Source organism: Arhodomonas sp. KWT2 (genome assembly GCF_041949875.1).
GTDB lineage: Bacteria > Pseudomonadota > Gammaproteobacteria > Nitrococcales > Nitrococcaceae > Arhodomonas > Arhodomonas aquaeolei.
Genome location: NZ_JBHFPQ010000037.1, coordinates 27,511 through 47,992, shown reverse-complemented (window position 1 = coordinate 47,992; position 20,482 = coordinate 27,511). Strand labels below are relative to the sequence as shown.

The 20,482-nt window shown below is 69.8% G+C and carries 21 protein-coding genes and 1 tRNA gene; 2 read left to right on the top strand and 20 right to left on the bottom strand.

Features of this window, described 5'->3' with window-relative positions; genetic code table 11:
* The 19 genes from ACEZHJ_RS06225 to ACEZHJ_RS06135 all read right to left on the bottom strand — a co-directional run.
* Positions 1–267: hypothetical protein (locus ACEZHJ_RS06225; protein WP_375036335.1), on the bottom strand; the 267-nt coding region annotated here is incomplete at its 3' end.
* A 46-nt stretch (positions 268–313) separates the two neighbouring features.
* Positions 314–1,984 (bottom strand): GMC family oxidoreductase, encoded by a 1,671-nt coding sequence (locus ACEZHJ_RS06220; RefSeq protein ID WP_163138727.1) that lies wholly within the window; start codon positions 1,982–1,984, stop codon positions 314–316.
* The gene (locus tag ACEZHJ_RS06215) at positions 1,977–2,465 is read right to left on the bottom strand and encodes a gluconate 2-dehydrogenase subunit 3 family protein (protein ID WP_163138728.1); all 489 of its coding nucleotides are present in this window, start codon (positions 2,463–2,465) and stop codon (positions 1,977–1,979) included. Before ACEZHJ_RS06215 ends, ACEZHJ_RS06220 begins: the two co-directional genes overlap by 8 nt.
* A gap of 195 nt (positions 2,466–2,660) precedes the next feature.
* A complete protein-coding gene (locus ACEZHJ_RS06210; RefSeq protein WP_375036334.1) occupies positions 2,661–3,086 on the bottom strand; it encodes a gamma-glutamylcyclotransferase family protein in 426 nt (141 codons plus the stop codon).
* 2 nt (positions 3,087–3,088) lie between these two features.
* On the bottom strand, positions 3,089–3,493 hold the full coding sequence (locus ACEZHJ_RS06205) for a DUF4448 domain-containing protein (protein WP_163144468.1): 405 nt from the start codon (positions 3,491–3,493) through the stop codon (positions 3,089–3,091).
* 145 nt (positions 3,494–3,638) lie between these two features.
* Positions 3,639–3,714, bottom strand: a tRNA-Lys gene (locus ACEZHJ_RS06200).
* Between the two features lie 65 nt (positions 3,715–3,779).
* Positions 3,780–4,718, bottom strand: coding sequence for a tol-pal system protein YbgF (ybgF, locus tag ACEZHJ_RS06195; RefSeq protein WP_163138989.1), 939 nt, complete (start codon positions 4,716–4,718; stop codon positions 3,780–3,782).
* A gap of 3 nt (positions 4,719–4,721) precedes the next feature.
* Positions 4,722–5,297: a peptidoglycan-associated lipoprotein Pal gene (gene pal / locus ACEZHJ_RS06190; RefSeq protein ID WP_163138990.1), complete on the bottom strand. Its 576-nt coding sequence runs from the start codon at positions 5,295–5,297 to the stop codon at positions 4,722–4,724.
* Positions 5,298–5,331: 34 nt separating this feature from the next.
* Positions 5,332–6,612 carry a Tol-Pal system beta propeller repeat protein TolB gene (tolB, locus tag ACEZHJ_RS06185; RefSeq protein ID WP_163138991.1) on the bottom strand — a complete coding sequence of 427 codons (1,281 nt, stop codon included), beginning with the start codon at positions 6,610–6,612 and terminating at the stop codon, positions 5,332–5,334.
* Positions 6,613–6,675: 63 nt separating this feature from the next.
* The gene (tolA, locus tag ACEZHJ_RS06180; protein ID WP_163138992.1) at positions 6,676–7,653 is read right to left on the bottom strand and encodes a cell envelope integrity protein TolA; all 978 of its coding nucleotides are present in this window, start codon (positions 7,651–7,653) and stop codon (positions 6,676–6,678) included.
* On the bottom strand, positions 7,653–8,054 hold the full coding sequence (gene tolR / locus ACEZHJ_RS06175) for a protein TolR (RefSeq protein WP_163138993.1): 402 nt from the start codon (positions 8,052–8,054) through the stop codon (positions 7,653–7,655). The genes tolA and tolR overlap by 1 nt, the downstream gene beginning before the upstream one ends.
* A 63-nt stretch (positions 8,055–8,117) precedes the next feature.
* On the bottom strand, positions 8,118–8,825 hold the full coding sequence (gene tolQ, locus ACEZHJ_RS06170) for a protein TolQ (protein ID WP_163138994.1): 708 nt from the start codon (positions 8,823–8,825) through the stop codon (positions 8,118–8,120).
* Positions 8,826–9,384: 559 nt separating this feature from the next.
* A complete protein-coding gene (locus ACEZHJ_RS06165) occupies positions 9,385–10,722 on the bottom strand; it encodes a sigma 54-interacting transcriptional regulator (RefSeq protein WP_163138995.1) in 1,338 nt (445 codons plus the stop codon).
* Positions 10,723–10,724: 2 nt separating this feature from the next.
* Complete coding sequence (locus tag ACEZHJ_RS06160) at positions 10,725–11,264, bottom strand: hypothetical protein (protein WP_163138996.1); 540 nt, start codon at positions 11,262–11,264, stop codon at positions 10,725–10,727.
* A gap of 7 nt (positions 11,265–11,271) precedes the next feature.
* Positions 11,272–12,747 (bottom strand): ATP-binding protein, encoded by a 1,476-nt coding sequence (locus ACEZHJ_RS06155; protein ID WP_240466092.1) that lies wholly within the window; start codon positions 12,745–12,747, stop codon positions 11,272–11,274.
* Positions 12,748–12,752: 5 nt separating this feature from the next.
* Entirely contained in the window at positions 12,753–13,793 is a 1,041-nt protein-coding gene (gene ruvB, locus ACEZHJ_RS06150) for a Holliday junction branch migration DNA helicase RuvB (protein ID WP_163138998.1), read from the bottom strand.
* Positions 13,794–13,807: 14 nt separating this feature from the next.
* Complete coding sequence (ruvA, locus tag ACEZHJ_RS06145; RefSeq protein ID WP_163138999.1) at positions 13,808–14,416, bottom strand: Holliday junction branch migration protein RuvA; 609 nt, start codon at positions 14,414–14,416, stop codon at positions 13,808–13,810.
* Positions 14,413–14,916, bottom strand: coding sequence for a crossover junction endodeoxyribonuclease RuvC (gene ruvC / locus ACEZHJ_RS06140; protein WP_371807596.1), 504 nt, complete (start codon positions 14,914–14,916; stop codon positions 14,413–14,415). Before ruvC ends, ruvA begins: the two co-directional genes overlap by 4 nt.
* A 63-nt stretch (positions 14,917–14,979) precedes the next feature.
* Positions 14,980–15,723: a YebC/PmpR family DNA-binding transcriptional regulator gene (locus ACEZHJ_RS06135; RefSeq protein ID WP_163139001.1), complete on the bottom strand. Its 744-nt coding sequence runs from the start codon at positions 15,721–15,723 to the stop codon at positions 14,980–14,982.
* 158 nt (positions 15,724–15,881) lie between these two features.
* Here ACEZHJ_RS06135 and ACEZHJ_RS06130 point away from each other — a divergent pair, with 158 nt between their 5' ends.
* Entirely contained in the window at positions 15,882–17,126 is a 1,245-nt protein-coding gene (locus tag ACEZHJ_RS06130) for an HDOD domain-containing protein (RefSeq protein ID WP_163139002.1), read from the top strand.
* Between the two features lie 9 nt (positions 17,127–17,135).
* Here ACEZHJ_RS06130 and ACEZHJ_RS06125 read toward each other — a convergent pair whose 3' ends face one another.
* The gene (locus ACEZHJ_RS06125) at positions 17,136–18,845 is read right to left on the bottom strand and encodes a long-chain fatty acid--CoA ligase (RefSeq protein ID WP_163139003.1); all 1,710 of its coding nucleotides are present in this window, start codon (positions 18,843–18,845) and stop codon (positions 17,136–17,138) included.
* 169 nt (positions 18,846–19,014) lie between these two features.
* Here ACEZHJ_RS06125 and pabB point away from each other — a divergent pair, with 169 nt between their 5' ends.
* Positions 19,015–20,343, top strand: a complete 1,329-nt coding sequence (gene pabB / locus ACEZHJ_RS06120; protein ID WP_163139004.1) for an aminodeoxychorismate synthase component I — start codon at positions 19,015–19,017, stop codon at positions 20,341–20,343.
* Positions 20,344–20,482 lie beyond the last annotated feature (139 nt).

The following is a 20,482-nucleotide window of genomic DNA, read 5'->3' as shown; positions in this document are numbered from 1 at the left end:
CATCTCGGCGAGGTCGAAGGACAGGCTGGCCTGGCCGCCGAAGACGTCGCCGTCCGACTGGACCTTCACGCTGCGGAAGCCCACGGCGATCTCGGGCAGGACCGACTTGCCGAAGGTCCACTCCACGCTCGCGAAGGCCTCATCCTCGGTCTTCTCGGTGCCATAGGTATGAGTCTCGGGCGGTATGCCGATCGTGCCGGCGACGGCCGGGACGGTGGCCGACAGCAGGGTGAGGGCGGCGAAGATCAGCAGGATGCGGTTTCTCATGGTCGACTCCGTCTGTCTGCAGGCTGCATGTGAAATGCTCGTGGCCCTATGCCGTGGCAATGGCGTTGGCGATCGCCGTTCCGGCGCGCAACGCGAGGGCGCTGATGGTGAGCGACGGACTCTCGCCGCCCCCGCTGCTCGGGAACACGCTGGCGTCGACGATGTGCAGGTTGCCGTGGTCGTGGCTGCGCAGCTCGGCGTTCACGACCGAGGCGTGCGGATCACTGCCCATCCGGCAGGTGCCGAAGACGTGCGTTGCGGCGAAGTGGTCGTAGGCGCCGAACTCCTCCACGGGCTCGGAGGTGCCCGCGGCCTCCAGGATCCGGCGGCAGGTCCGGGCCATGAACGCCAGCCGCTGCAGCTCGCCCTCGCCGAGGTGACTGTGGATGCGCGCGAGCGGTACCCCGTGGTCGTCCCGGTCCTGTGGGTGCAGGTCCACGAAGGTGCCATTCGAGGGGAGCGATTCGCCCACCGCGCTCACCGACACGATGTCGCCGAGCTGCTCGCGGACGCCACGCTTGAGTTCGTGGCCGAAGCCGCCCACCACGCGCTGGGCATACTGGATCGGTCCGGAGAAACCGTTCTCGTTGGTGCTCACCGAGAATCGGCAGCCGCCGACGATGTCCGGGATGGCGTCCGGGCGATTGTAGTTCCAGCAGATGGAGTCCGAGGGCAGGCACTTGAAGCTGGCGATGGGGAGCTCCGCCAGGGCGCTGCTGCTCCAGAACAGCGTCTCCATGAAGTTCCGCCCGACCTGGCCGCTCCCGTTGGCGATGCCGTCCGGCCACGCCGGCGAGGCGGATGCCAGCAGCAGCCGTGGGGTCTCCACGGCACCGCCGGCGAGGATCACCCGTTCCACCGGGATGCGCTCGTCGGCGCCGCCCGTTGAGACCGCATGGACGGCGGTGATGCGACGGTCCGCACCGGTCTCCAGACGGGTCGCCTGCACCCCGGTGCGCAGGCGCAGGTGCCCGGTGGCCGCTGCGCGGCGGATGAAGGTGACATCCGCCGAGCCCTTGTCCCGGCGCGGGCAGCCGAGGTTGCAGTTGCCGCAGTAGTTGCAGGCGGGCCGCCCGTCGTGGGGGCGCGACAAAGCGGCGCGATCGTTCGCGACCCAGTCGAGCCCCAGCACCCGGGCGCCGCGGGCGAGACGGCGCCCGGCCGAGCCGATCGGGTGAGGCGGCTGGAAGTGGTCGCGGGAGCCGGGGCGGTCCTCGCCTGCGCCGGGGCCCGCGATGCCGATCAGCGTCTCCGCCTCGCGGTACCAGGGCTCCAGGGTGTCGTAGTCCAGCGGCCAGTCCGCGGCGACGCCGAAGCGCGAGCGCATGCGCATCGAGTGGCGATTGAGGCGGTGGGCCTCCCCGGTGTAATGGAGCGTGCTGCCGCCGACGCCGCGGACGTGGTGATAGCCGATGCCGCTGGGCCGTCGGCGCGGCCCGTCGTTCAGCCGGCCGGTCACGCGGTTCCATGAGCGCAGGTCGTTCCAGCGCGCCTCGAGCTGCTGCAGGGGCGCGAAGCGGTAGCTACCCTGGCTGCCGTCGCGGTGGGGGAAGCGCCGCGCCTCCCAGTCCGGGCGGCCGAGGCGGAAGTCGGTATCCGGGTCGAAGCGCGGCCCGGCCTCGAGCATGAGCACCGGTATGCCCCGCCGCGTGAGCGCCCACGCCGCGGCCGCGCCGCCGGGCCCCGAGCCGATGATGACGATGCGCGGCTCAGACATCGCCGTGCTCCAGGGCCATGAGCTCGTCGATGTAGCCGCGGGGCTGGGGGGTGTGGGTGAGGGGGCTGCCCGCCCAGCTCTCGGGGTGGGCGTAGTAGAGGGTCACCGCCCGGCGGCGGACATAGTCGTAGAACACCCGTGGTCCGCGGGAACCGTTCGCCTGGGCCATCCAGGCGACCACGCGGTGCCTCTGCCCGTCCGTAAGCCGGGAGAAATCGCCTCCGGCCTGATGATCCAGCCAGCGGCAGCCCTTGCGCAGCAGCGCTTCGGGCATGCCCTGCCCGAGGTGGCCGGCAAGCACTTCCTCGTGAACGCCCAGGTCCGACGCCCCCGGGGTGAAATCGTCCGCGGGGAGCAGGGTGTCGACGTAGGCGCCGAGGGTGCGGCGAATGTCCGGCGATGCCGCACGCACGCGGGCCATGGGCAGCGGCAACGCCACCCAGGCGAGTCCGACCAGTAGCTCCCGTCTGCTAAGCCCCATCACCGTGCCCCGGCGGCTATTCTTGTGATCGTCTGCGGATACGCTCGGGAAACAACGTAGTCCCCGGGCCTTACTCATGACTTACATATATCGCCGGCGAGCCGGGAATCGGGGGGCATCCGACCCGGTTATTCATACGATCGGAGAAGTCCGCCGGGCTGATGGCTGGGTCGGCGAGGGCATCTGTGCGGACGGTCAGCGTGTGCCGTCGCGGGCGCGATCGAGTGCGGTGTTGAGCTGCTCGGTGGGGAGTCGGTGGGCGGTATAGCCGCGACGGAGGGTGGACAGATACGCCAGATTCGGCGGGGCGAGGGGCGGGCGCGGGACCATGACGTAGACCCAGGCCGCCGGATCACCGCCGACGGCACGACGCACCGGCAGGCGAAGTCGGTCGTACACCTCCGGGTACTCCTCGAAGGCATCCAGCGCGGCGAGGCAATCGCCGGTGATCTGCCAGATCAGACCCTCGACCGAGGCACCGTTGCAGGGTGTCACGTCCGCTTCCCGGCGGAATTCAAGCCGGTAACCGGCGAGCGTCGCCCGCCCCTGAAGCCGCGCGCGAGGGCAGCGCTCGGTCATGCTGACGGGGTCGGTGTTGGCGCCGTAGGCGAAGTAGAGCATTGCTACCTGAGTGATTCGAGCCGGTTACACGCCGTGTCCCTGTAGAGCCTGGCCTTGCTCGTGGGGTCGTCGGCGTATTCCTGTCGCCAGAAGTTGCAGGTTCGCCCAGCCTGGTCGATGGTCGCCTGATGCTCTCGACGCTCACGTGCCTGTCGCCGGCGCAGGGCCGCGTCCCGCTCGTCCCGCGCCGCCTGCCATTCCCGCCTGTCTGCCAGGGCGCTCCGGGCCTGGCTGGCGGCGGCCTGGAATTGTCGGCTCACGTCCCACTTCCAGTAATGATAGAAGGCCATCGCGGCGCCGAAGACACCGATGAAGGTGCCGAGTGCGATCGCGAGGACGCGACCGGTGAGATTGAAGTAGGGGGCCGGCTGCGGCCGACGGTAGTCGCTTTGCAGCTCGGGCTCCATGCCTTTCCCCGCTCTTCCCTGCGCTGTTGTGTGCGGTTCCGACCCCGAGAATAGGCAAGACCCGGGGAGGCGGCAACGGGCGCGGCGTCTGTGACGAAAAAAGCCCGCGTCATTGGCGCGGGCTTTTGGGGCAATCCGAAGATGCTGGTGGGCCCTGCTGGATTCGAACCAGCGACCAGCGGATTAAAAGTCCGATGCTCTACCAGCTGAGCTAAGGGCCCGGAGACGCGGGATATTAGCGGATCCGCGGCGGCCGGACAATCCCGGCCGCCGCATCGACGGGCGGTCAGCCGTCGATCTGGTTCAGCCGCTGGCGCGCGAGGTTGGCCGCGGAGGATTCCGGGTAGTTCTCCACGACGCGACGCAGGGTCTTGCGTGCCTCGCCGAGCTGGCCGCGCTCGTAGCGGATGTAGCCGATCTTGAGCAGGGCGTCGGGGCGCTTGGCGCTGTCGGTATAGTCGTCGAGCACGTGCTGGAACTGCTTCAGGGCCTCGTCGAACTCCCGCTGCACGTAATGGGTCTCACCCAGCCAGTAGCGCGCGTTGTCGGCGTACTCACTATCCGGGTGCTGCTTCAGGAAGCGGGTGAAGGCCTGGCCTGCCTCGTCGTAGCGCCCGGCGCTCAGGGTCTCGAACGCGGACTGGTAGGCGTTGCGTGCCGTCCCCGCGCCTGCCGCGTCGCCGCCGCCACTCGCTGCGCCGTCATCCGCCGATGCCGAACCGCCGGAGGATAGGCCGCTGTCCCCGCCGCTCTGGTCGGTGCTGGCGGCGTTGTCCGTCCCGGTGTCCGCGGCGGGCATACCGGCATCGGTCTCCTGTCCCGGGCTCGAATCCGTGCCGGTATCGTTGGCGGACGAGTCCCCGCCGGTATCACCCGCAGTGCCGCCGTCGGAGGGGCTGCCGTCCCCCTGGCCGTTTTCCAGGGCGACGAGGCGGCTGTCGATGTCCTGGTAGATCTTGCGCTGACGCTCGGAGAGCTCATCGACCCGCCGCTCCAGCTCGCTGACCCGGCCGTTGAGGCGCTGGACTTCCTGCTGTAGCGAGGAGAACTGGTTGAGCATGCGGGTCAGGGCGCCGCTGTCGAGACGCCGTTCCAGGGTGGTGACGCGCTGCTCCAGGCTCTGTCCGTTGGACTGCTGTGCCGCTGCCGGCGCCGTGGCGGTGGCGAATACCGCCGCCGCCAGCAGCGCGGGCAGCCCGCGTTTGAGGGTGTTCGTGTGCATCATGGGCTAACGCTCGTAGACGAGTTCCACCCGGCGGTTCTGCGACCACGCTTCCTCGTTGTGGCCCGTCGCGGCCGGCTTTTCCTCACCATAACTCACCACGGAGAGCTGATCACCCGCGGCACCGTTGAGGGTGAGTACGTCGGCGACAGCCTGGGCGCGGCGCTCGCCGAGGGCGAGGTTGTACTCACGGCTGCCGCGTTCGTCGGTGTGGCCCTCGATGCTCACGCTCACCTCCGGATGGGTGGAGAGGTACTGGGCGTGCTTGGTGAGGGTCTCCACGTCCTCGGGCGCGATCTGGGAGCTGTCGAACGGAAAGTAGAACACGCGCTCGGACAGCGGGCTGGACGGGTCTTCCAGGTCGGCGCTGGTGAAGCCCCCGGAGCCCTGGGCGCCGGAGGCCTCCACACCACCGCCCTCCATGTCGCCGCTGCCGGTGGCGCCCGCGGTCTCGCTGCCCTGGGCACCGGCGGCCTGGCCTTCCTGCCCGCCCGCTGCGCCGCCGCCCTGGTCGGTGGTGGCACAGCCGCTGAGGGCGAGCGCGATGACAATGATGCTGAGCCAGCGGATGGGATGTTTCATGGGGTCCTCCGATTATCGGATGGTCGGTTTCGGGTTATTCGGGTGACCAGGCGGGTTCGCGCACGTCCCCGTTGCCCTGGATGAGGTTCGCCTCCGCCCGGCCGTGGACGGAGATGGTGGCGATCGTCGGCGTGCCGCCGTGGGTGCGGGTGTAGGCGATCATCACGCCGTTGGGTGCGAATGTCGGGCTCTCGTCCAGTGGACCCTGGCTGAGCACGCGGGTGGTGTCCGTCTCCAGGTTCTTCACCGCAATGCGGAATTGCCCGTTGCGGCGGTGGACCATGGTCAGTAGCCGGCCGTCCGGGGAGATGTCGGCGGAGGCGTTGTAATCGCCGTCCCAGGTCAGGCGCTCGGCGTCGCCGCCGCGTATGCCCTTGCGGAAGATCTGCGGCCCGCCGGCGCGATCGGAGGTGAACAGCACGGATTTCCCGTCCGGTGCCCAGACCGGCTCGGTGTCGATCGCCCAGTGGCTCGTGAACTGCCGGGTCTCGCCGCTGTCGACGTCGAGGATGTAGATGTCCGGGTTGTCGCCGCGAGAGAGCGTCACTGCAAGCCGTGAGCCGTCCGGCGACCATGCCGGGGCGCCGTTGATGCCCTTGAACTGCGCGACGGTCCGGCGCTGCCCGGTGGCGACGTTCTGAACGACGATCTCCGAGCGGCCGGCCTCGAAGGAGACGTAGGCGATGCGCTCGCCCTTCGGCCCCCAGGCCGGGGAGAGCAGCGGCTCGCGGGAAGTGACGATGGTCTGTGGGTGGTGGCCGTCCGCCTGGGCGACGACGAGCCGGAACTGACGGGCGTCGCCGGCGCCGCTGGCGCGGACGTAGGCCAGGCGGCTGTTGAAGCCGCCGTCGCGGCCGATCAGCGAGCGGAACACCTCGTTGGCGATGGTATGGGCGAGGCGGCGCAGGTCGCTGCCGGTGGCGGTGTAGCGCTTGCCCACCATGCGTGAGCCGGCGTAGACGTCGAGCAGCTCGAAGCGGACCTGGAATTGCCCGCCGCTGCGCTCCACCGAGCCTACAAGGAGATTGTCGGCGCCGATCACCCGCCAGTTGCGGAAGTTGACGTCCTCCATGCGTGAGGGCTGGGCGAGGAAATCCTCCCGGGGCACGGCCTCGAACAGGCCGGTGCGCGTGAGGTCCTCGCGGACGATGCCGGCGATGTCCTCCGGCGCGGTATCTCCGCCCTCGAAGGGCACGACCGCGATGGGCAGCGCACCCAGTGCGCCGCCGGTGATGTCCACGGTGATCTGGGCCTGTGCCTGGGTCGCGGCGAGGCCGAGAATCACGGCGAGCAACAGGCGTTGCAGTCGTTTCATGGCAATTGATCCCGTAACTACTGCCGGCGGTGATCCATCATCACCCGTGCCGTGTGAACACTGCTAGCCCTGTGGGCTGAAGTGCAGGTCGATCGGGCTGAGCCGCTTCGCGACCGCCTCGTCGTTCGGCATGCGCAGCTCCGCGGTCTTGCGGACCGCGCGCAGCGCGGACTCATCGAAAGCCTGATTGCCGCTGGACTCCACCAGTTCCGCACCGCGGATCAGTCCGTTGGGGGCGACGCGTATGCGGATCACGCAGGTCAGCCCGTCCGGGACGGTGGGTGGCCGGGTCCAGTTGCCGCTGATCTGGTTGTTCCATACCCCGGAGAGGCTGGCAACGGCCTGGTCTGCGGCCCGGGCGGTGCGCTCTTCGGCAAGCTGTTTCTTGAGTGCCGCCTCGCGCTCGGCCTGCTCGGCCTTGCGCTTCTCCTCAAGCTTGCGCTGGCGTTCCTCCTCGGCCTTACGCTGCTCCTCGAGCTTGCGTTTGCGCTCGGCCTCGGCCTCGCGTTTGGCCTTGGCCTCGGCGAGGCGTTTCTCCTCGGCCTTGCGTTGTTCCTCGAGTTTGCGCTGGCGTTCGGCCTCCGCCTTGCGTTGCTCCTCGAGCTTGCGTTTGCGCTCGGCCTCGGCCTCACGCTTGGCCTTGAGCTCGGCGAGGCGTTTCTCCTCGGCCTTGCGCTGTTCCTCGAGTTTGCGCTGGCGTTCGGCCTCCGCCTTGCGCTGCTCCTCGAGCTTCTTCTGGCGCTCGGCCTCGGCCTCGCGTTCGGCCTTGGCCTCGGCGAGACGCTTCTCCTCGGCCTTGCGTTCGCGCTCGATGCGGTCCAGCTCGGCCTGGCGTTTCTCCTCGGCCTGCTGTTTCTGCTTCTCGATACGCTCCATCGCGGCCTTAACCCGCGACTCGTCCACCGTCACCGCCTGGATGGCGCGGGTATCCGGCTCGCTGCGCACCGGCGGGGCGGCCGAGAAGCTCAGGCCCAGCGCGACCAGGGCGGCCACGTGGACGCCTACGGCGAGGGCGATGTCACCGGCGAGGCCTCCGCGCATCAGCGCTCCCCGGCCGGCGGCTCGGTCATGAGGCCCACCTGGGGGACGCCGGCCTGCTTGAGCCGCGCCATCACCTCGATGACCCGGCCGTAGCTGACGTTCTTGTCACCGCGCACGAGTACCGGGACGTCCGGGCGTTGGCGGCGAACGGCGGTGACCGTAGTGATCAGTGCCTTTGCGGAGACGGGCTCGTCCGGGCTCTCGCCGACGTTGAGGTAGGTCTGGCCCTCGCTGTCGACCTCGATGATCACCGGCTCCTGGTCCTGCTGCGGCATTGCCTCGGCGCTCTGCTGGGGCAGGTCGATCTCCACGCCCTGATAGAGCAGCGGTGCGGTGACCATGAAGATCACCAGCAGTACCAGCATGACGTCGATGTAGGGCACGACGTTGATCTCGGCCATCGGCCGGCGCCGGATGCGCTGTCTGGGCGGAGGGAGCGTGCTGCGCAAGGTGGCGGCTCCTGATCAGTCCGCGGCGCTGCGCGCGCCGCCCGCTGTGTGCTGGGCCTGGACGTGGCGCTGGAGGATGCTGGTGAACTCCTCCACGAAGATCTCGTAGCGGTTGAGCATGCGCTCGATGCGGCTGGCGTAGCGGTTGTACGCCACTACCGCCGGGATCGCGGCGAACAGCCCCATGGCGGTGGCGATCAGTGCCTCGGCGATGCCCGGGGCGACGGTGGTCAGCGTCGCCTGCTGCATCTGCCCGAGGGCCATGAAGGCGTTCATGATGCCCCAGACGGTGCCGAACAGGCCCACGTAGGGACTGGTCGAACCCACCGTGGCCAGGAAGGGCACGTAGGACTCGAGATCGTCCGTTTCCCGGGACAGGGCCACGCGCATGGCCCGGTGGGCGGCCTCGACGGTGGGTTCGCCGGCCGCCCCCTGTTTGCGCATGCGCGAGAATTCGCGGAAGCCGGCGCGGAAGATGCGCTCCATGCCGCCGGCCTCGTGGTGCGGGGTCTGCATCTGGGAGTAGATCTCGGCGAGGTTGCCGCCGGACCAGAAACGGTCCTCGAAGGCCTCGGCGCCGCTTTGCGCCTGGCGCAGGGCCCGGCGCTTGCGGAAGATCAGAACCCAGGAGGCCACCGACGCGGCGAGCAGTGTCAGCATCACTAACTGAACGACGAAGCTTGCCTGGAGCACGAGGTGGCTGAACGTCATGTCAACCGACATGGGGGGTCTCCGCTCGCGATGATCTGTGGACGATGGCCCGGCCGCGTGTGCTCGCCGGCACTGTGGCCACGCCGCACGCCGGTCCCGTCAGGGGGCCGGTTGTGCGCGGCGAATGGAGCGTCAATGTAGCTATCCTGCCTCGGCGCGGCAAGCGGCTGCATGACGCCCATGGCTACAGGCAGTGGACCGGGGGAAGCGCCCCCGGGTTCCCGGGGGCGTTCAGGAAGAAAAAAGCACCTGCAGACCGGAATGAGGGGGTGACGGGGCTAAAGAAGCCTGCAGGCGCGTAAACCGTTTGGCGTCGTGCCGTTTTCGCGGCGCCGTGTGTTGCCATGGGTGCAAGACTACCACCGCATACCGGTGCGTCGAATCGGGTGTCCAGCAGGGTTGTTCGAGGGGAGTGAGGCGTTATTTATATTGTTGTTTATTAAGAATTTATTAGGAATGTTTGGCGGCTGTCGTGAAGTAACGACACCACCCGAGGGCCGGTCCGGAGCGGGGTTCGCCGTCCCGGCGGCGTACGGCGTCGTCCCGCCGCGACACCGCCGGGGCCCGGGCGTCAGCGCTGGGGCTTGAACATCCCCGGATTGAGCTCGTGGCGGTTGAGCAGCTTGTAGAACTCGGTGCGGTTGCGCTTTGCGAGCCGGGCGGCCTGGGTCACGTTGCCCTGGGTAATCTGCAGCAGCTTGACCAGGTAGTCCCGCTCGAAGTCCCGGCGGGCATCGGCGAAGGCCGGCAGGCCGGGGGTGTCATCACGCAGGGCCTTGCGCACCAGGTCGTCGGAGACGATCGGTGCGGTGGACAGGATGGCGACCTGCTCGATGACGTTGTAGAGCTGGCGGATATTGCCCGGCCAGGGCGCGCTCACCAGCCGCTCTAGGGCCGGCTGGGCGAGACTGCGGAGGTCCTTGTCGTACTTCGTCGCCAGCTCCCGGAGAAAGTGGTTGGCGAGTAGCGGGATGTCCTCGCGGCGCTCGGAGAGCGGCGGCAGGTGCAGCGAGACCACGTTCAGTCGGTAGTAGAGGTCCTCGCGGAACTCGCCCTCCGCCATGGCCTGTTCGAGATCGCGGTGGGTGGCGGAGATGATGCGCACGTCCACCGGCACCGGCGTGCTCGTGCCCACCGGGTGGATCTGCTGCTCCTGGAGCACGCGCAGGAGCTTCACCTGGAGCGCCGCGGGCATGTCGCCGATCTCGTCGAAGAACAGCGTGCCGCCGTCGGCGGTGCGGAACAGCCCGGTCTGGCCGTCGGCGGTGCCGAAGAGCTCCGCCTCCAGGCGCTGCTCCGGGATTGCGCCGCAATTGACCGGTACGAATGGGGCCTCCGCGCGACGGCTGGCCCGGTGGATGGCCCGGGCGAGGACCTCCTTGCCCGTGCCGCTGTCCCCCTGGATGAACACGCTCGCCTCACTGGGGGCGATCAGCCGGGCGCGCTGGAGGATCTCCTCCATCGCCGCGCTGCGGGTGATGATCTCCGCGCGCCAGGCCTGGGCGGTCTCGTCCTCGTCGTCCTCGGCGGGGATCGCGCCGGACAGCCGCAGGGCGCTCTCCACCTGCTGGAGCAGGTACGGTGCCTCGAACGGCTTGGTGATGAAGCTGAACACCCCGCTCTTGGTGGCCCGGACCGCCTCGGGGATAGTGCCGTGGGCGGTGAGGATAATCACCGGCAGGCTCGGATGCTGGTCGTGGAGGCGCTGGAACAGCGTCATGCCGTCCATGCCGTCCATGCGCAGGTCGGTGATCACCAGATGCGGACGCACGGCGGTGATGTGCGCCAGCGCTTCCTCGCCGCTCGCGGCGGTGGTGATCTCGTAGCCGCGCGAGCGCAGGCGGATGGAGAGCAGGCGGAGCACGCCCGGGTCGTCGTCCACCACGAGGATGCGGTAGGCCGTGGTCATGGTTACTGGGTCCCGTTCCGCTGTTGTTCGCGTTGCTGGAGGCTTTCCTCGATGGCCTTCAGGCCTTCGAGCTGGTCACGCAGCTGGGCGTTCTCCGCGCGCAGCTCCTCCAGCGCCTTCTTCAGCCCCTTGTTGCCGGCGTTGCCGGCCGCGGCCTCGCCGCGCCAGTGCAGTCCGTCGGCGATGACCGCCGCGAGTACCCCGGCGGCAGTGTCTGCGGTGGCCGCCGCGTCGAGGCAGTCGTCGAACAATGTATCGATCGCCGGCGGCTCGGCGTCCCCCGGCAGGCGCAGGGCGAGCATGCCGGCGCTGAGCTCGGCGGCGTCGCAGTGCCCGTCCGTGCGGTTCTCGAGCTGGCGCGCCATGCGCTGACGCAGGGCGTCGCCGGACAGGCCCTGGCTGCCGCGCACGGTTTCCAGCGCCGTGGCCACGGTTCCCGCCTCGGTGTCCGGCAACCGCTGCTGCGGCCACTCCCCGGGCAGATTCTGACAGCCCGCCAGGACCCCGGCCGTGAGCGCGAAGACGGCCATCATGCGTTTCATGCGTCGATCACTCCTTGCCCGCCGCCGGCAGCGCCGTCCCGGCGTGCTGCGGCGCGGGCCCGCGCAACGGCAGCATCACGCGGAATCGGCCGCCTGTGCCATCGCCGGCACCGCCGATCTCGATGCGACCGCCGTGCGCGAGTGCGTATTCCCGGGTGATCGACAGGCCGAGGCCCGTGCCCTTGACGTAACCTTCCGGCTGGTTGCCTCCCTGGTAGAAGGCCTCGAAGATGCGCGTCCGTTCGCCTTCCGGCACCCCCGGGCCGTCATCCTCGACGACCAGCGTCACCCACTCATTGTCCGGTTCGATGGTAACCCGAACCCGACCCCCCGTGGGCGAGAACTTGATCGCATTGGAGACAAGGTTGTCCACGATAGTGCGCAGCTTTTCCGCATCGCCGCGCAGCGGCGCCTTGGCCTCGCGGAAATCGAGATGGATGTCGCGGGCGCGAATGGCCGCGCGGTGCCGGCCGAGCACTTCGGCGGCGATCTCGCCGAGGTCCGCCTGGCCGAGGCGCAGTTGCGGGAGCTGGGACTGGGTGCGCGAGAAGTCGAGCAGGTCCTCGATGAGGCCCTGGAGCTGGCGGCCGCTGTCGTCGAGGATGGTGGTGATCTCGCGCTGCTCGTCGTTGAGCGGACCGACCACCTCCTCGCTGAGGAGCTGGCTGGACTCGCGGATCGCGGTCAGCGGTGTCTTGAGTTCGTGGGATACGTGGCGGAGGAAGCGCGTCTTCTCGTTCTCAAGCTCGATGAGCCGGTTGCGCAGCCAGTCCAGTCGTTCGCCGAGGGCCTGCAGGTCCTGGGGACCGGAGACGGTGATCGGCTCGTCGAAGCGGGCGGCACCGAGCCGGCGGATGGCCTGATCGATGCCGCGGATGGGCCGGGAGATGAGCACGGTGAACACGCCGGCGGAGATCAGCGTCAGCGGCAGCAGGGCCGCCCCCATCCAGAACAGCCAGCGCTGGGCGGTGGCCCCCAGCGACTGCATGCGTCGGACCTCCTGGTCGATGACGTCGTTACTGCGCGTGCTCACCGCGTCGGCGAGCTGGGTCATCGCGATGAAGCGGTCGGTCACCGCCTCCTGGGTGAGCCCGTCCGGGGCGCCCTCGGCGGTGAGCTCGTCGAACAGGCTCTGTTCGCGCTCGCCGAGCACGTTCAGCAGCCGCTGCTGCGTGGTGGTCGCGGCAAAGCGCCGCAGCTCGGTCAGGTTGTCGCGGAACTGCTGGTGGGCGTTGCGATAGACCTCCAGGAGACCCTCGTCGTCCAGCACCAGGTGCTGGCGTGCGGCGCGCTCCAGCGCGGTGAGGCTGTCGTCCAGGTTGCTGGAGAGCTGGATCGCGCGGGCCGCGTTGTAGACCGTGGTGTGCGCCTGCTCGGAGAGACGGTCCACGTACACGCCGGCGTAGCCCAGCGCCACGAACAGCGGCACGATCACGAAGCCGAAGCCGAGGAGGATGAGCGAGAGCAGCGAGCGGGGACGCACGGCGCTCACCCGTCGGCGAACAGGTCCCCGGGCAGATCGCCGCGCGGGGGTGGCGCGAAGCCGCAGTGGCTCCAGGCGCTGCGGGTGGCCATGCGCCCGCGCGGGGTGCGCTGGAGGTAGCCCTGCTGGATCAGGTAGGGCTCGATGACGTCCTCGATGGTGCCGCGCTCCTCGCCGATGGCGGCGGCGAGGTTGTCCACGCCCACCGGCCCGCCGTCGAACTTCTCGATGATGGCGCGCAGCAGCCGCCGGTCCTGGATGTCGAAGCCGTTGGTGTCCACCTCCAGCAGGTCCATGGCCGCCTGCGCCACCTCTGCGGAGATATGGCCGTTGGCACGGACCTCGGCGTAGTCGCGCACGCGGCGCAGCAGGCGGTTGGCGATGCGCGGCGTGCCGCGGGCGCGGCGGGCGATCTCCTCGGCGCCGCCGGTGTCGATGTCCAGGGTCAGCAGGCCGGCGGAGCGGCGCGTGATCTCGGCGAGATCCTCGACGCTGTAGTACTCCAGGCGCTGGACGATGCCGAAGCGGTCGCGCAGCGGTGAGGTCAGCAGCCCCGCACGGGTGGTGGCGCCGACCAGGGTGAACGGCGGCAGGTCGAGCTTGATGGAGCGCGCCGCCGGGCCCTCGCCGATGAGGATGTCGATCTTGAAGTCCTCCATCGCCGGATAGAGCACCTCCTCGACCACCGGTGCGAGGCGGTGGATCTCGTCGACGAAGAGTACGTCGCCCGGTTCCAGGTTGGTCAGCAGCGCGGCGAGGTCGCCGGGCTTGTCGAGCACCGGACCGGAGGTCTGGCGCAGGTTCACGCCGAGTTCGTGGGCGATGATGTTGGCCAGTGTGGTCTTGCCGAGGCCGGGCGGACCGAAGATCAGGGTGTGGTCCAGCGACTCGTCGCGCCCGCGCGCCGCGGAGATGAAGATCTCCATCTGCTCGCGCACCCGCGGCTGGCCGGCGTAGTCGCCCAGCCGGCGCGGCCGTATGGCGCGGTCGACGGCCTCGTCCTCGGGCAGGGCGGTGGAGCTGACGACGCGGTCGGCTTCGATCATGGTGTCATCTCCGGTCAGCGCACGGCGCGGCGCAGGGCCTCACGGATGAGGGTCTCGCTGCTGTGGGCGTCGGTGTCGATGTCGGCGAGCAGGCGCTGTGCCTCGGCGGGCTTGTAGCCCAGGGCGACGAGCGCGCTCAGCGCCTCGCCGGTGGCGTCGTCCGCGCCTGTCCCGGCGCCGCCTCCCGCGGGGGCGGGGGTGACCGCCGCGGCGCCGCCGAACTCGCCGATGCGGTCCGCCATCTCCATGACCAGGCGCTCGGCGGTCTTCTTGCCCACCCCGGGCAGCCGCGTGAGGGTTGCGGTGTCGCGGGCCTCCACGCAGCGCACGAAGTCCTCCGCGCGCATGCCGGAGAGCAGGGCGAGGGCGAGTTTGGGGCCGACCCCCGAGACGCGGATGAGCGCCCGGAAGAGCCGGCGCTCGGCCTCGCTGAGGAAGCCGAAGAGCACCTGGGCATCCTCGCGCACCGCCAGGTGGGTGCGCAGGGTGACCTCGCCGCCGATCTCGGGGAGCTCGTAGAACACCGACATCGGTGCCTCGACCTCGTAGCCCACGCCCTGGACGTCCACCACCAGCACCGGTGGCTGTTTCTCGACCAGCTTTCCGTGCAGCCGTGCGATCATGCCGTGCGTCCCCGTCCGGCGAGCCGCCCGGCGAGGCGGTCGCGGTGGATGTGGCAGAGCGCGACACCGAGGGCGTCGGAGGCGTCCTCGCGCAGCCGGCCCTGCAGTCCCAGCAGTGTGCGCACCATGTACTGTACCTGCTCCTTGCCGGCGCCGCCGTTGCCGGTGACCGCCTGCTTGACCATGGAGGCCGTGTACTCGGCGAGCGGCAGGCCGCGGCCCACGCAGGCGCAGATCGCCGCGCCGCGGGCCTGACCGAGCTTGAGCGCGGAGTCCGGATTGTTGCGCACGAACACCTGCTCGATCGCCGTCTGCGCCGGCTGGTAGCGTTCCACGACCTCGCCGAGCTGCTCGAAGATCGCGCGCAGCCGCACCGGGAAGGCCTGGCCCTCGACGCGGATCACGCCGCTGGCCACGTACACCAGCCCGCGGTCGTGGCTGTCGATGATGCCGAAGCCGGTCACCCGCGAGCCGGGGTCGATGCCGAGCACGCGGCACACGCCGTCGCCGCTCATGCTGCCGGCCTTACCGCCGTCGCCGCTGTGCGAGCGCCCATGGCCGCGTCAGCCCTCTTCGTAGGCGGAGGGCTGGATGTCGGCGTTGGTGTAGACGTTCTGCGTGTCGTCGAGGTCCTCCAGACGCTCGATCAGCCGCAGGGTCTTGCGCCCGTCCTCGTCGCCGACCTCGACGGTGGTCTCCGGGCGCATGGTCACCTCCGAGTCCGCCGGTTCCAGGTCGGCGGCGAGCAGCGCGTCCTTGGTGGCGTGGTAGCTCTCGGGAGCGGTGAGCACCTCGATGGAGCCGTCCTCGTTGGTGACGATGTCGTCCGCGCCCGCCTCCAGCGCCACCTCCATGATGCGTTCCTCGTCGCTGTCCGGCGGGAACAGCAGCACGCCGCGCTGGGTGAACAGGAAGGCGACGCAGCCGTCGGTGCCGAGGTTGCCGCCGTGCTTGGAGAAGGCGTGGCGGACCTCGCTGACCGTGCGGTTGCGGTTGTCGGTCATGCAGTCGACCATGATCGCGACGCCGCCGGGGCCGTAGCCCTCGAAGCGCGGCTCCTCGTAGTTGGCGCTGTCGTCATCCCCCGAGGCCTTCTTGATCGCGCGCTCGATGTTGTCCTTGGGCATGTTCACCGCGAGCGCGCGGTCCATCGCCAGGCGCAGCCGCGGGTTGGTCTCCGGGTCGGGACCGCCCATGCGGGTGGCGACGTTGATCTCGCGAATGGCCTTGGTGAAGAGCTTGCCGCGCTTGGCGTCCTGGGCCTTCTTGCGGTGCTGGATGTTGGCCCACTTGCTGTGTCCTGCCATGATCCTCCCCGTCGGTGCACTGTCATGGACGTCGGCTCTGGTGTGCGCGCGTGTTCGCCCGCACGACGATCCTGATAGATTATCATGACCGGGTATCGGTCACCGTGGGGAGTGGTTTCCCGCGGCCGGGGGAAAGGACGTTCGGGAACTCGGGGGCTATGAGCGAAGAGGTTTCGGTTGACTGGCTCGAGGGCGTCTCGCCGTTGCAGGGACTGGATCGGGAACGCCTCGCGGCACTGGTCGCGGAAGCGGAGGTGGAGCGCCACGAACCGCGCGCGGTGATCTTCCAGCGCGGCGACAAGGACGCCTGGACACGCTACGTGCTCTCCGGCGAGGTGGTGATGGCCACGGCGCCCGGCGAGCCGGTACACAGCGTGGTCGGTCTCGGCGATGCCGGCGTGGCGGCGGAGCCCATCGGCATGGACGACGTACATACCTGCAACGCCCTGGCGCGCACGGCGGTGAAGCTCATCCGCGTGCCCACGGCGCGGATCCGGGCATTGCTCGACGAGGTCGGTCCGGCCACGGACTACGAGGTCGACGAGATCGGCGCGGCCGACGAGTCCGACGAGCTCTACAGCGCACTCATCACCGACCTGCTCCAGGACCGGCTGGATCTGCCGACCATGCCGGACGTCGCCGTGCGCGTGCGCTCGGCGGTCGCCGACGAGCGGGCCGGTGCGCCGGAGGTCACGCGCATCATCCAGGCGGACCCGGCGGTCGCCGCGCGGGTCCTGCAGGCCGCGAACTCGGCGCTCTACCGCGGCGAGCGCACCGTGGACAGCCTCAACCAGGCGGTGGTGCGGCTGGGGCTGCGCAACGTCCGCGAGCTGGTCACGGCGGTGACCATGCGCGAGGTCTTCAAGTCGAAGAACACCCTGCTCAACCAGCGCATGCTCGAGCTCTGGCAGCACAGCGCGCTGGTGGCCGCCACCTCCGCGGTGCTGGCCCGGCGGCTGTCCGGCTTCGATTCCGACCGGGCACTGCTTGCCGGGCTCATCCACGACATCGGTGTGGTCCCGATGCTCGCTCACGCCTCGGACTATCCCGGGCTCGCCGGCAATCCCGGGGCACTCGAGCAGGCCATTGCCGCCCACCGCGGCGATCTCGGGGCGATGATCCTGCGGCGCTGGAACTTCTCCGACGAAATGGTGGACGTGGCCCTGCTCGCCGAGGAGTGGTCGCGGGAGTCGGACGGCGGGGCGGACTACGCGGACCTGGTCATCGCCGTGCAGCTCGAGTGCCTGGGCGGCGGTGCCCCGGACAGCGAGCTCCCCGCGCTGGAGACAGTGCCGGTCTACGACCGCCTGGGGCTGGCGAGCATCGCCAGCGACACCGGTGAGACCCTGCTCGAGGAGGCCCACGACGAGATCGGCGAGATCCAGGCGCTGCTCATGGGCTGACGCCCGGGGTCAGCCCCCGGGCTTTCTCAGATCCTTGCGCAGGATCTTGCCTACCGGTGACTTCGGCAGCTCGTCGCGGAAGAACACCCGCTCCGGCACCTTGTAGGCGGTGAGCTCGCGACGGGCCCACTCGCGCACGTCCGCCTCGGTGAGCGACGGGTCGCCCGTCACCACGAAGGCGTGGACGTGCTCGTCGCCCTCGTCGTCGCGCACGCCCACGACCGCCACCTCGTCGATGTCCGGGTGGGCGCCGAGGACGTCCTCGACCTCGTTCGGGTACACGTTGAACCCGCTGACGTCGATCATGTCCTTCTTGCGGTCGACGATGGAGAGATAGCCCCGCTCATCCATGCGTGCGACGTCGCCGGTGTGGAACCAGCCGCCGCGCATTGCCGTCGCGGTCTCCTCCGGGCGCTGCCAGTAGCCGCGCATCACCTGCGGGCCACGCACCACGAGCTCGCCGGGGGTGCCGAGGGGGACGTCCTCGTCGTCCTCATCCACCAGGCGGACCTCCGTGCCGGGCATCGGGATGCCGATGGTCCCCAGCCGGACCTCCCCGGCCGGCGGGTTCACCGCTACCACCGGCGAGGTCTCGGACAGACCGTAGCCCTCGCAGATCGGGCTGCCCACGAGCCGCTCCCATTCCTCGGCGACGTGGGTGTGCAGTGCCGTGCCCCCGGAGATTGACAGGTCGATGGAGCGGGGCGGGTTCTCGCGGAACCAGGACTCGCGCAGCAGGCCCTGGAACAGGGCATTCACCGCGGAGAACTTGGTCACGGCAAACTGCTCGAACGCCCGGCGCAGCTTTGCCGGCGGCCGCGGTGACGGGCAGAGGATGTTGCGGCAGCCCGTGGTGAAGAAGGTCAGCATGTTAAAGGTGAACGCAAAGATGTGGTACATCGGCAGCGCCGTCAGCACGATGTCTTTACCGGGGCGCAGCACCGGCCCGGCGATGGCCAGGGTCTGGGCGACATTGGCCATGAGGTTGCCGTGGGTGAGCTCCGCGCCCTTGGCGACGCCGGTGGTGCCGCCGGTGTACTGCAGCACGGCCGTGTCGTCGCTCCCGCGCCGGGGCGGGTCGGCGCGCAGGGCGCCGGCCCCGCGCTCGCCCTCGGTGATGGCCTGTTCCAGCGGTGTCACCGCCATGGGCATGGCCGGGATTTCGCGGCGGATATAGCGCAGCATCCCGCGGATCAGCCGCGATTTCAGCCAGGGGAAGAACGAGGCGATGCTCAGGGTCACGACCCGGGAGACGTCCGTGTCCCGGAGCGCTTCCGGGAGCTTGTCGGCGAACATGTCGATGATCACCAGCACCCGGGCGCCGGCGTCGCGGAGCTGGTGGTTCATCTCGTGGGCGGTATAGAGCGGATTGACGTTGACCAGCACCGCACCGGCCTTGAACACACCGAACGCGCATACCGGGAAGGCAAGGTTGTTGGGGGCCTGCAGCGCGACCCGCTCGCCGGGGGTGATGCCCGCCTCGTCGCGCAGCCAGGCGGCGAAGGCGTCGGAAGCCCGGTCCACCTCCGTGAAGCTCAGGCTCGCGGTCATACCGTTCTCCAGGCAGACCGTGAACGCCGGTGCCGAGGTGTGTTCCCGCGCGGCACGGCGCACGAGCGCGGCGAGGTCGGTGTCCGGCAGCGGCTGGAACTCGCCGCTGACACCGGGGCCGTAGGCATCGAGCCAGGGCTGAGCCCCGGCGCGGTTGGAGTCGGTCATGGCAGCGCTCTCCTCCTGCACGGCGGCCGGCACCCGGTGCGCCGGTGCCGCGATTGTGCCATCGCCCGCCGCTCTCCCGCATTGGCCCTCTTCGCGGGGCTGGTAGGATTGTCGTTCTTTGCGGCGGTCGTTTCACGCCGGATCAACGGAGCCTCTCCGAAGCCCGACCATGCACCATACGCTAGCGTATCCTCGCCATCCGGGGAAATCCTTTTCCGCCATCGCCGCGCACTGGCCCGGCGCCGTGTGGCTCGACAGCGGCGGCGTCGCCGGCACCCGCTACGACATCATTGCCGCCGCGCCACGGGCCTGGTTCCGGGTGGTCGACGGCGTGGTCCGGCGCCGTTGCGCCGAGGGAGGGACATGGGTGGATACCGGCCTTTTTCCGGACGGGCTGCGGGCCGGGCTGGATCGGGCGCCGGTAGGGCCGCCGCCGTTCGCCGGCGGGCTCATCGGCTATTTCGGCTACGACCTCGGACGCCGGCTGATGGGCCTCGCGGACGCCTCCGCCGGCACGGTGGAGGCCGAGTTCGGGCGCTACGACTGGGCGGTGGTGATCGATCACCACCGGTGCCGGGCGTGGCTCGCCGGTCCGGCGGCGGATGCGTCGCTGGCGCACGCGCTGGACGCGGCGATGGCGGCGACAACGGCTCCGGCGCGGCGCTGGCGGCTCGGTCCGGTACTGGCCGACCTGGACCGTGGCGCCTACGCCGCGGCCTTCGCCCGGGTGCAGCATTACCTCCACGCCGGGGACTGCTACCAGGTGAACCTGGCGCGCCGGTTCGAGGCGCCGCTGGAGGGCGACCCCCTGGGCCTGTGGCTGGCCCTGCGCGAGGCGAGTCCCGGCGGATACGGCGCGTATCTCGACCTGCCCGGGCGTTCAGTGCTCAGCATCTCGCCGGAGCGGTTTCTGCAACTGCGCGACGGTGCCGTCGAAACCCGGCCGATCAAAGGTACCCGGCCCCGGGACCCGGAGCCGCGGCGCGATGCTGCCCTCGCCGCGGACCTGCGCGGCTCGCCCAAGGACCGGGCGGAGAACCTGATGATCGTGGATCTGCTGCGCAACGACCTCGGTCGGGTGTGCGAGACGGGCAGCGTGCGCGTGCCGCGTTTGTTCGACGTCGAGCGCTTCGCCACGGTGCAGCACCTGGTCAGCGTGGTGACCGGGCGGCTGCCCGCCGGACGCGACGCCCTGGACCTGGTGGCGGCCTGTCTGCCCGGCGGCTCGATCACCGGGGCCCCGAAGCACCGGGCGATGCAGATCATCGACGAGCTGGAGCCGACCCGGCGGGGTGTGTACTGCGGTGCGGTCGGTTACCTCGGTGACGATGGCGCGATGGACACCAGCATCGCCATCCGTACCGCCGTTGCGGCCGGCGGCCGGGTGGAATACCGCGCCGGCGGGGGCGTGGTCGCGGATTCCACCGAGGCGGGGGAGTTCGACGAAACGGGCGCCAAGGCAGCCGCCTTCCTCGGCCTCGTCTCCGCCCCGCGGTAAGCCGCCTGTCCCTGCGGAGTCCGGCCGGGACACGCACGGCCGGAGGTTTCCGCCCGCTGGTCGCGGCGTTTTTGTGCGGGGCGGCATCGCGCGCGCACGGCTGTTATGATCGACAGCTACTCAAAGGGCTCAACACAGA

Bases quoted from the DNA above. Each gene is read 5' to 3' on its own strand.
- ruvA (WP_163138999.1), bottom strand. From the start codon at position 14,416: ATGATCGCACGGCTGCACGGAAAGCTGGTCGAGAAACAGCCACCGGTG.
- ACEZHJ_RS06220 (WP_163138727.1), bottom strand. From the start codon at position 1,984: ATGTCTGAGCCGCGCATCGTCATCATCGGCTCGGGGCCCGGCGGCGCG.
- pal (WP_163138990.1), bottom strand. From the start codon at position 5,297: ATGAAACATCCCATCCGCTGGCTCAGCATCATTGTCATCGCGCTCGCC.
- ACEZHJ_RS06210 (WP_375036334.1), bottom strand. From the start codon at position 3,086: ATGCTCTACTTCGCCTACGGCGCCAACACCGACCCCGTCAGCATGACC.
- ACEZHJ_RS06135 (WP_163139001.1), bottom strand. From the start codon at position 15,723: ATGGCAGGACACAGCAAGTGGGCCAACATCCAGCACCGCAAGAAGGCC.
- ACEZHJ_RS06130 (WP_163139002.1), top strand. From the start codon at position 15,882: ATGAGCGAAGAGGTTTCGGTTGACTGGCTCGAGGGCGTCTCGCCGTTG.
- ybgF (WP_163138989.1), bottom strand. From the start codon at position 4,718: ATGATGCACACGAACACCCTCAAACGCGGGCTGCCCGCGCTGCTGGCG.
- ACEZHJ_RS06160 (WP_163138996.1), bottom strand. From the start codon at position 11,264: ATGAAACGCATGATGGCCGTCTTCGCGCTCACGGCCGGGGTCCTGGCG.
- ACEZHJ_RS06215 (WP_163138728.1), bottom strand. From the start codon at position 2,465: ATGGGGCTTAGCAGACGGGAGCTACTGGTCGGACTCGCCTGGGTGGCG.
- tolR (WP_163138993.1), bottom strand. From the start codon at position 8,054: ATGGCCGAGATCAACGTCGTGCCCTACATCGACGTCATGCTGGTACTG.
- ruvB (WP_163138998.1), bottom strand. From the start codon at position 13,793: ATGATCGAAGCCGACCGCGTCGTCAGCTCCACCGCCCTGCCCGAGGAC.
- pabB (WP_163139004.1), top strand. From the start codon at position 19,015: ATGCACCATACGCTAGCGTATCCTCGCCATCCGGGGAAATCCTTTTCC.
- ACEZHJ_RS06125 (WP_163139003.1), bottom strand. From the start codon at position 18,845: ATGACCGACTCCAACCGCGCCGGGGCTCAGCCCTGGCTCGATGCCTAC.
- ACEZHJ_RS06205 (WP_163144468.1), bottom strand. From the start codon at position 3,493: ATGGAGCCCGAGCTGCAAAGCGACTACCGTCGGCCGCAGCCGGCCCCC.
- ACEZHJ_RS06165 (WP_163138995.1), bottom strand. From the start codon at position 10,722: ATGACCACGGCCTACCGCATCCTCGTGGTGGACGACGACCCGGGCGTG.
- tolB (WP_163138991.1), bottom strand. From the start codon at position 6,612: ATGAAACGACTGCAACGCCTGTTGCTCGCCGTGATTCTCGGCCTCGCC.
- tolQ (WP_163138994.1), bottom strand. From the start codon at position 8,825: ATGTCGGTTGACATGACGTTCAGCCACCTCGTGCTCCAGGCAAGCTTC.
- tolA (WP_163138992.1), bottom strand. From the start codon at position 7,653: ATGCGCGGAGGCCTCGCCGGTGACATCGCCCTCGCCGTAGGCGTCCAC.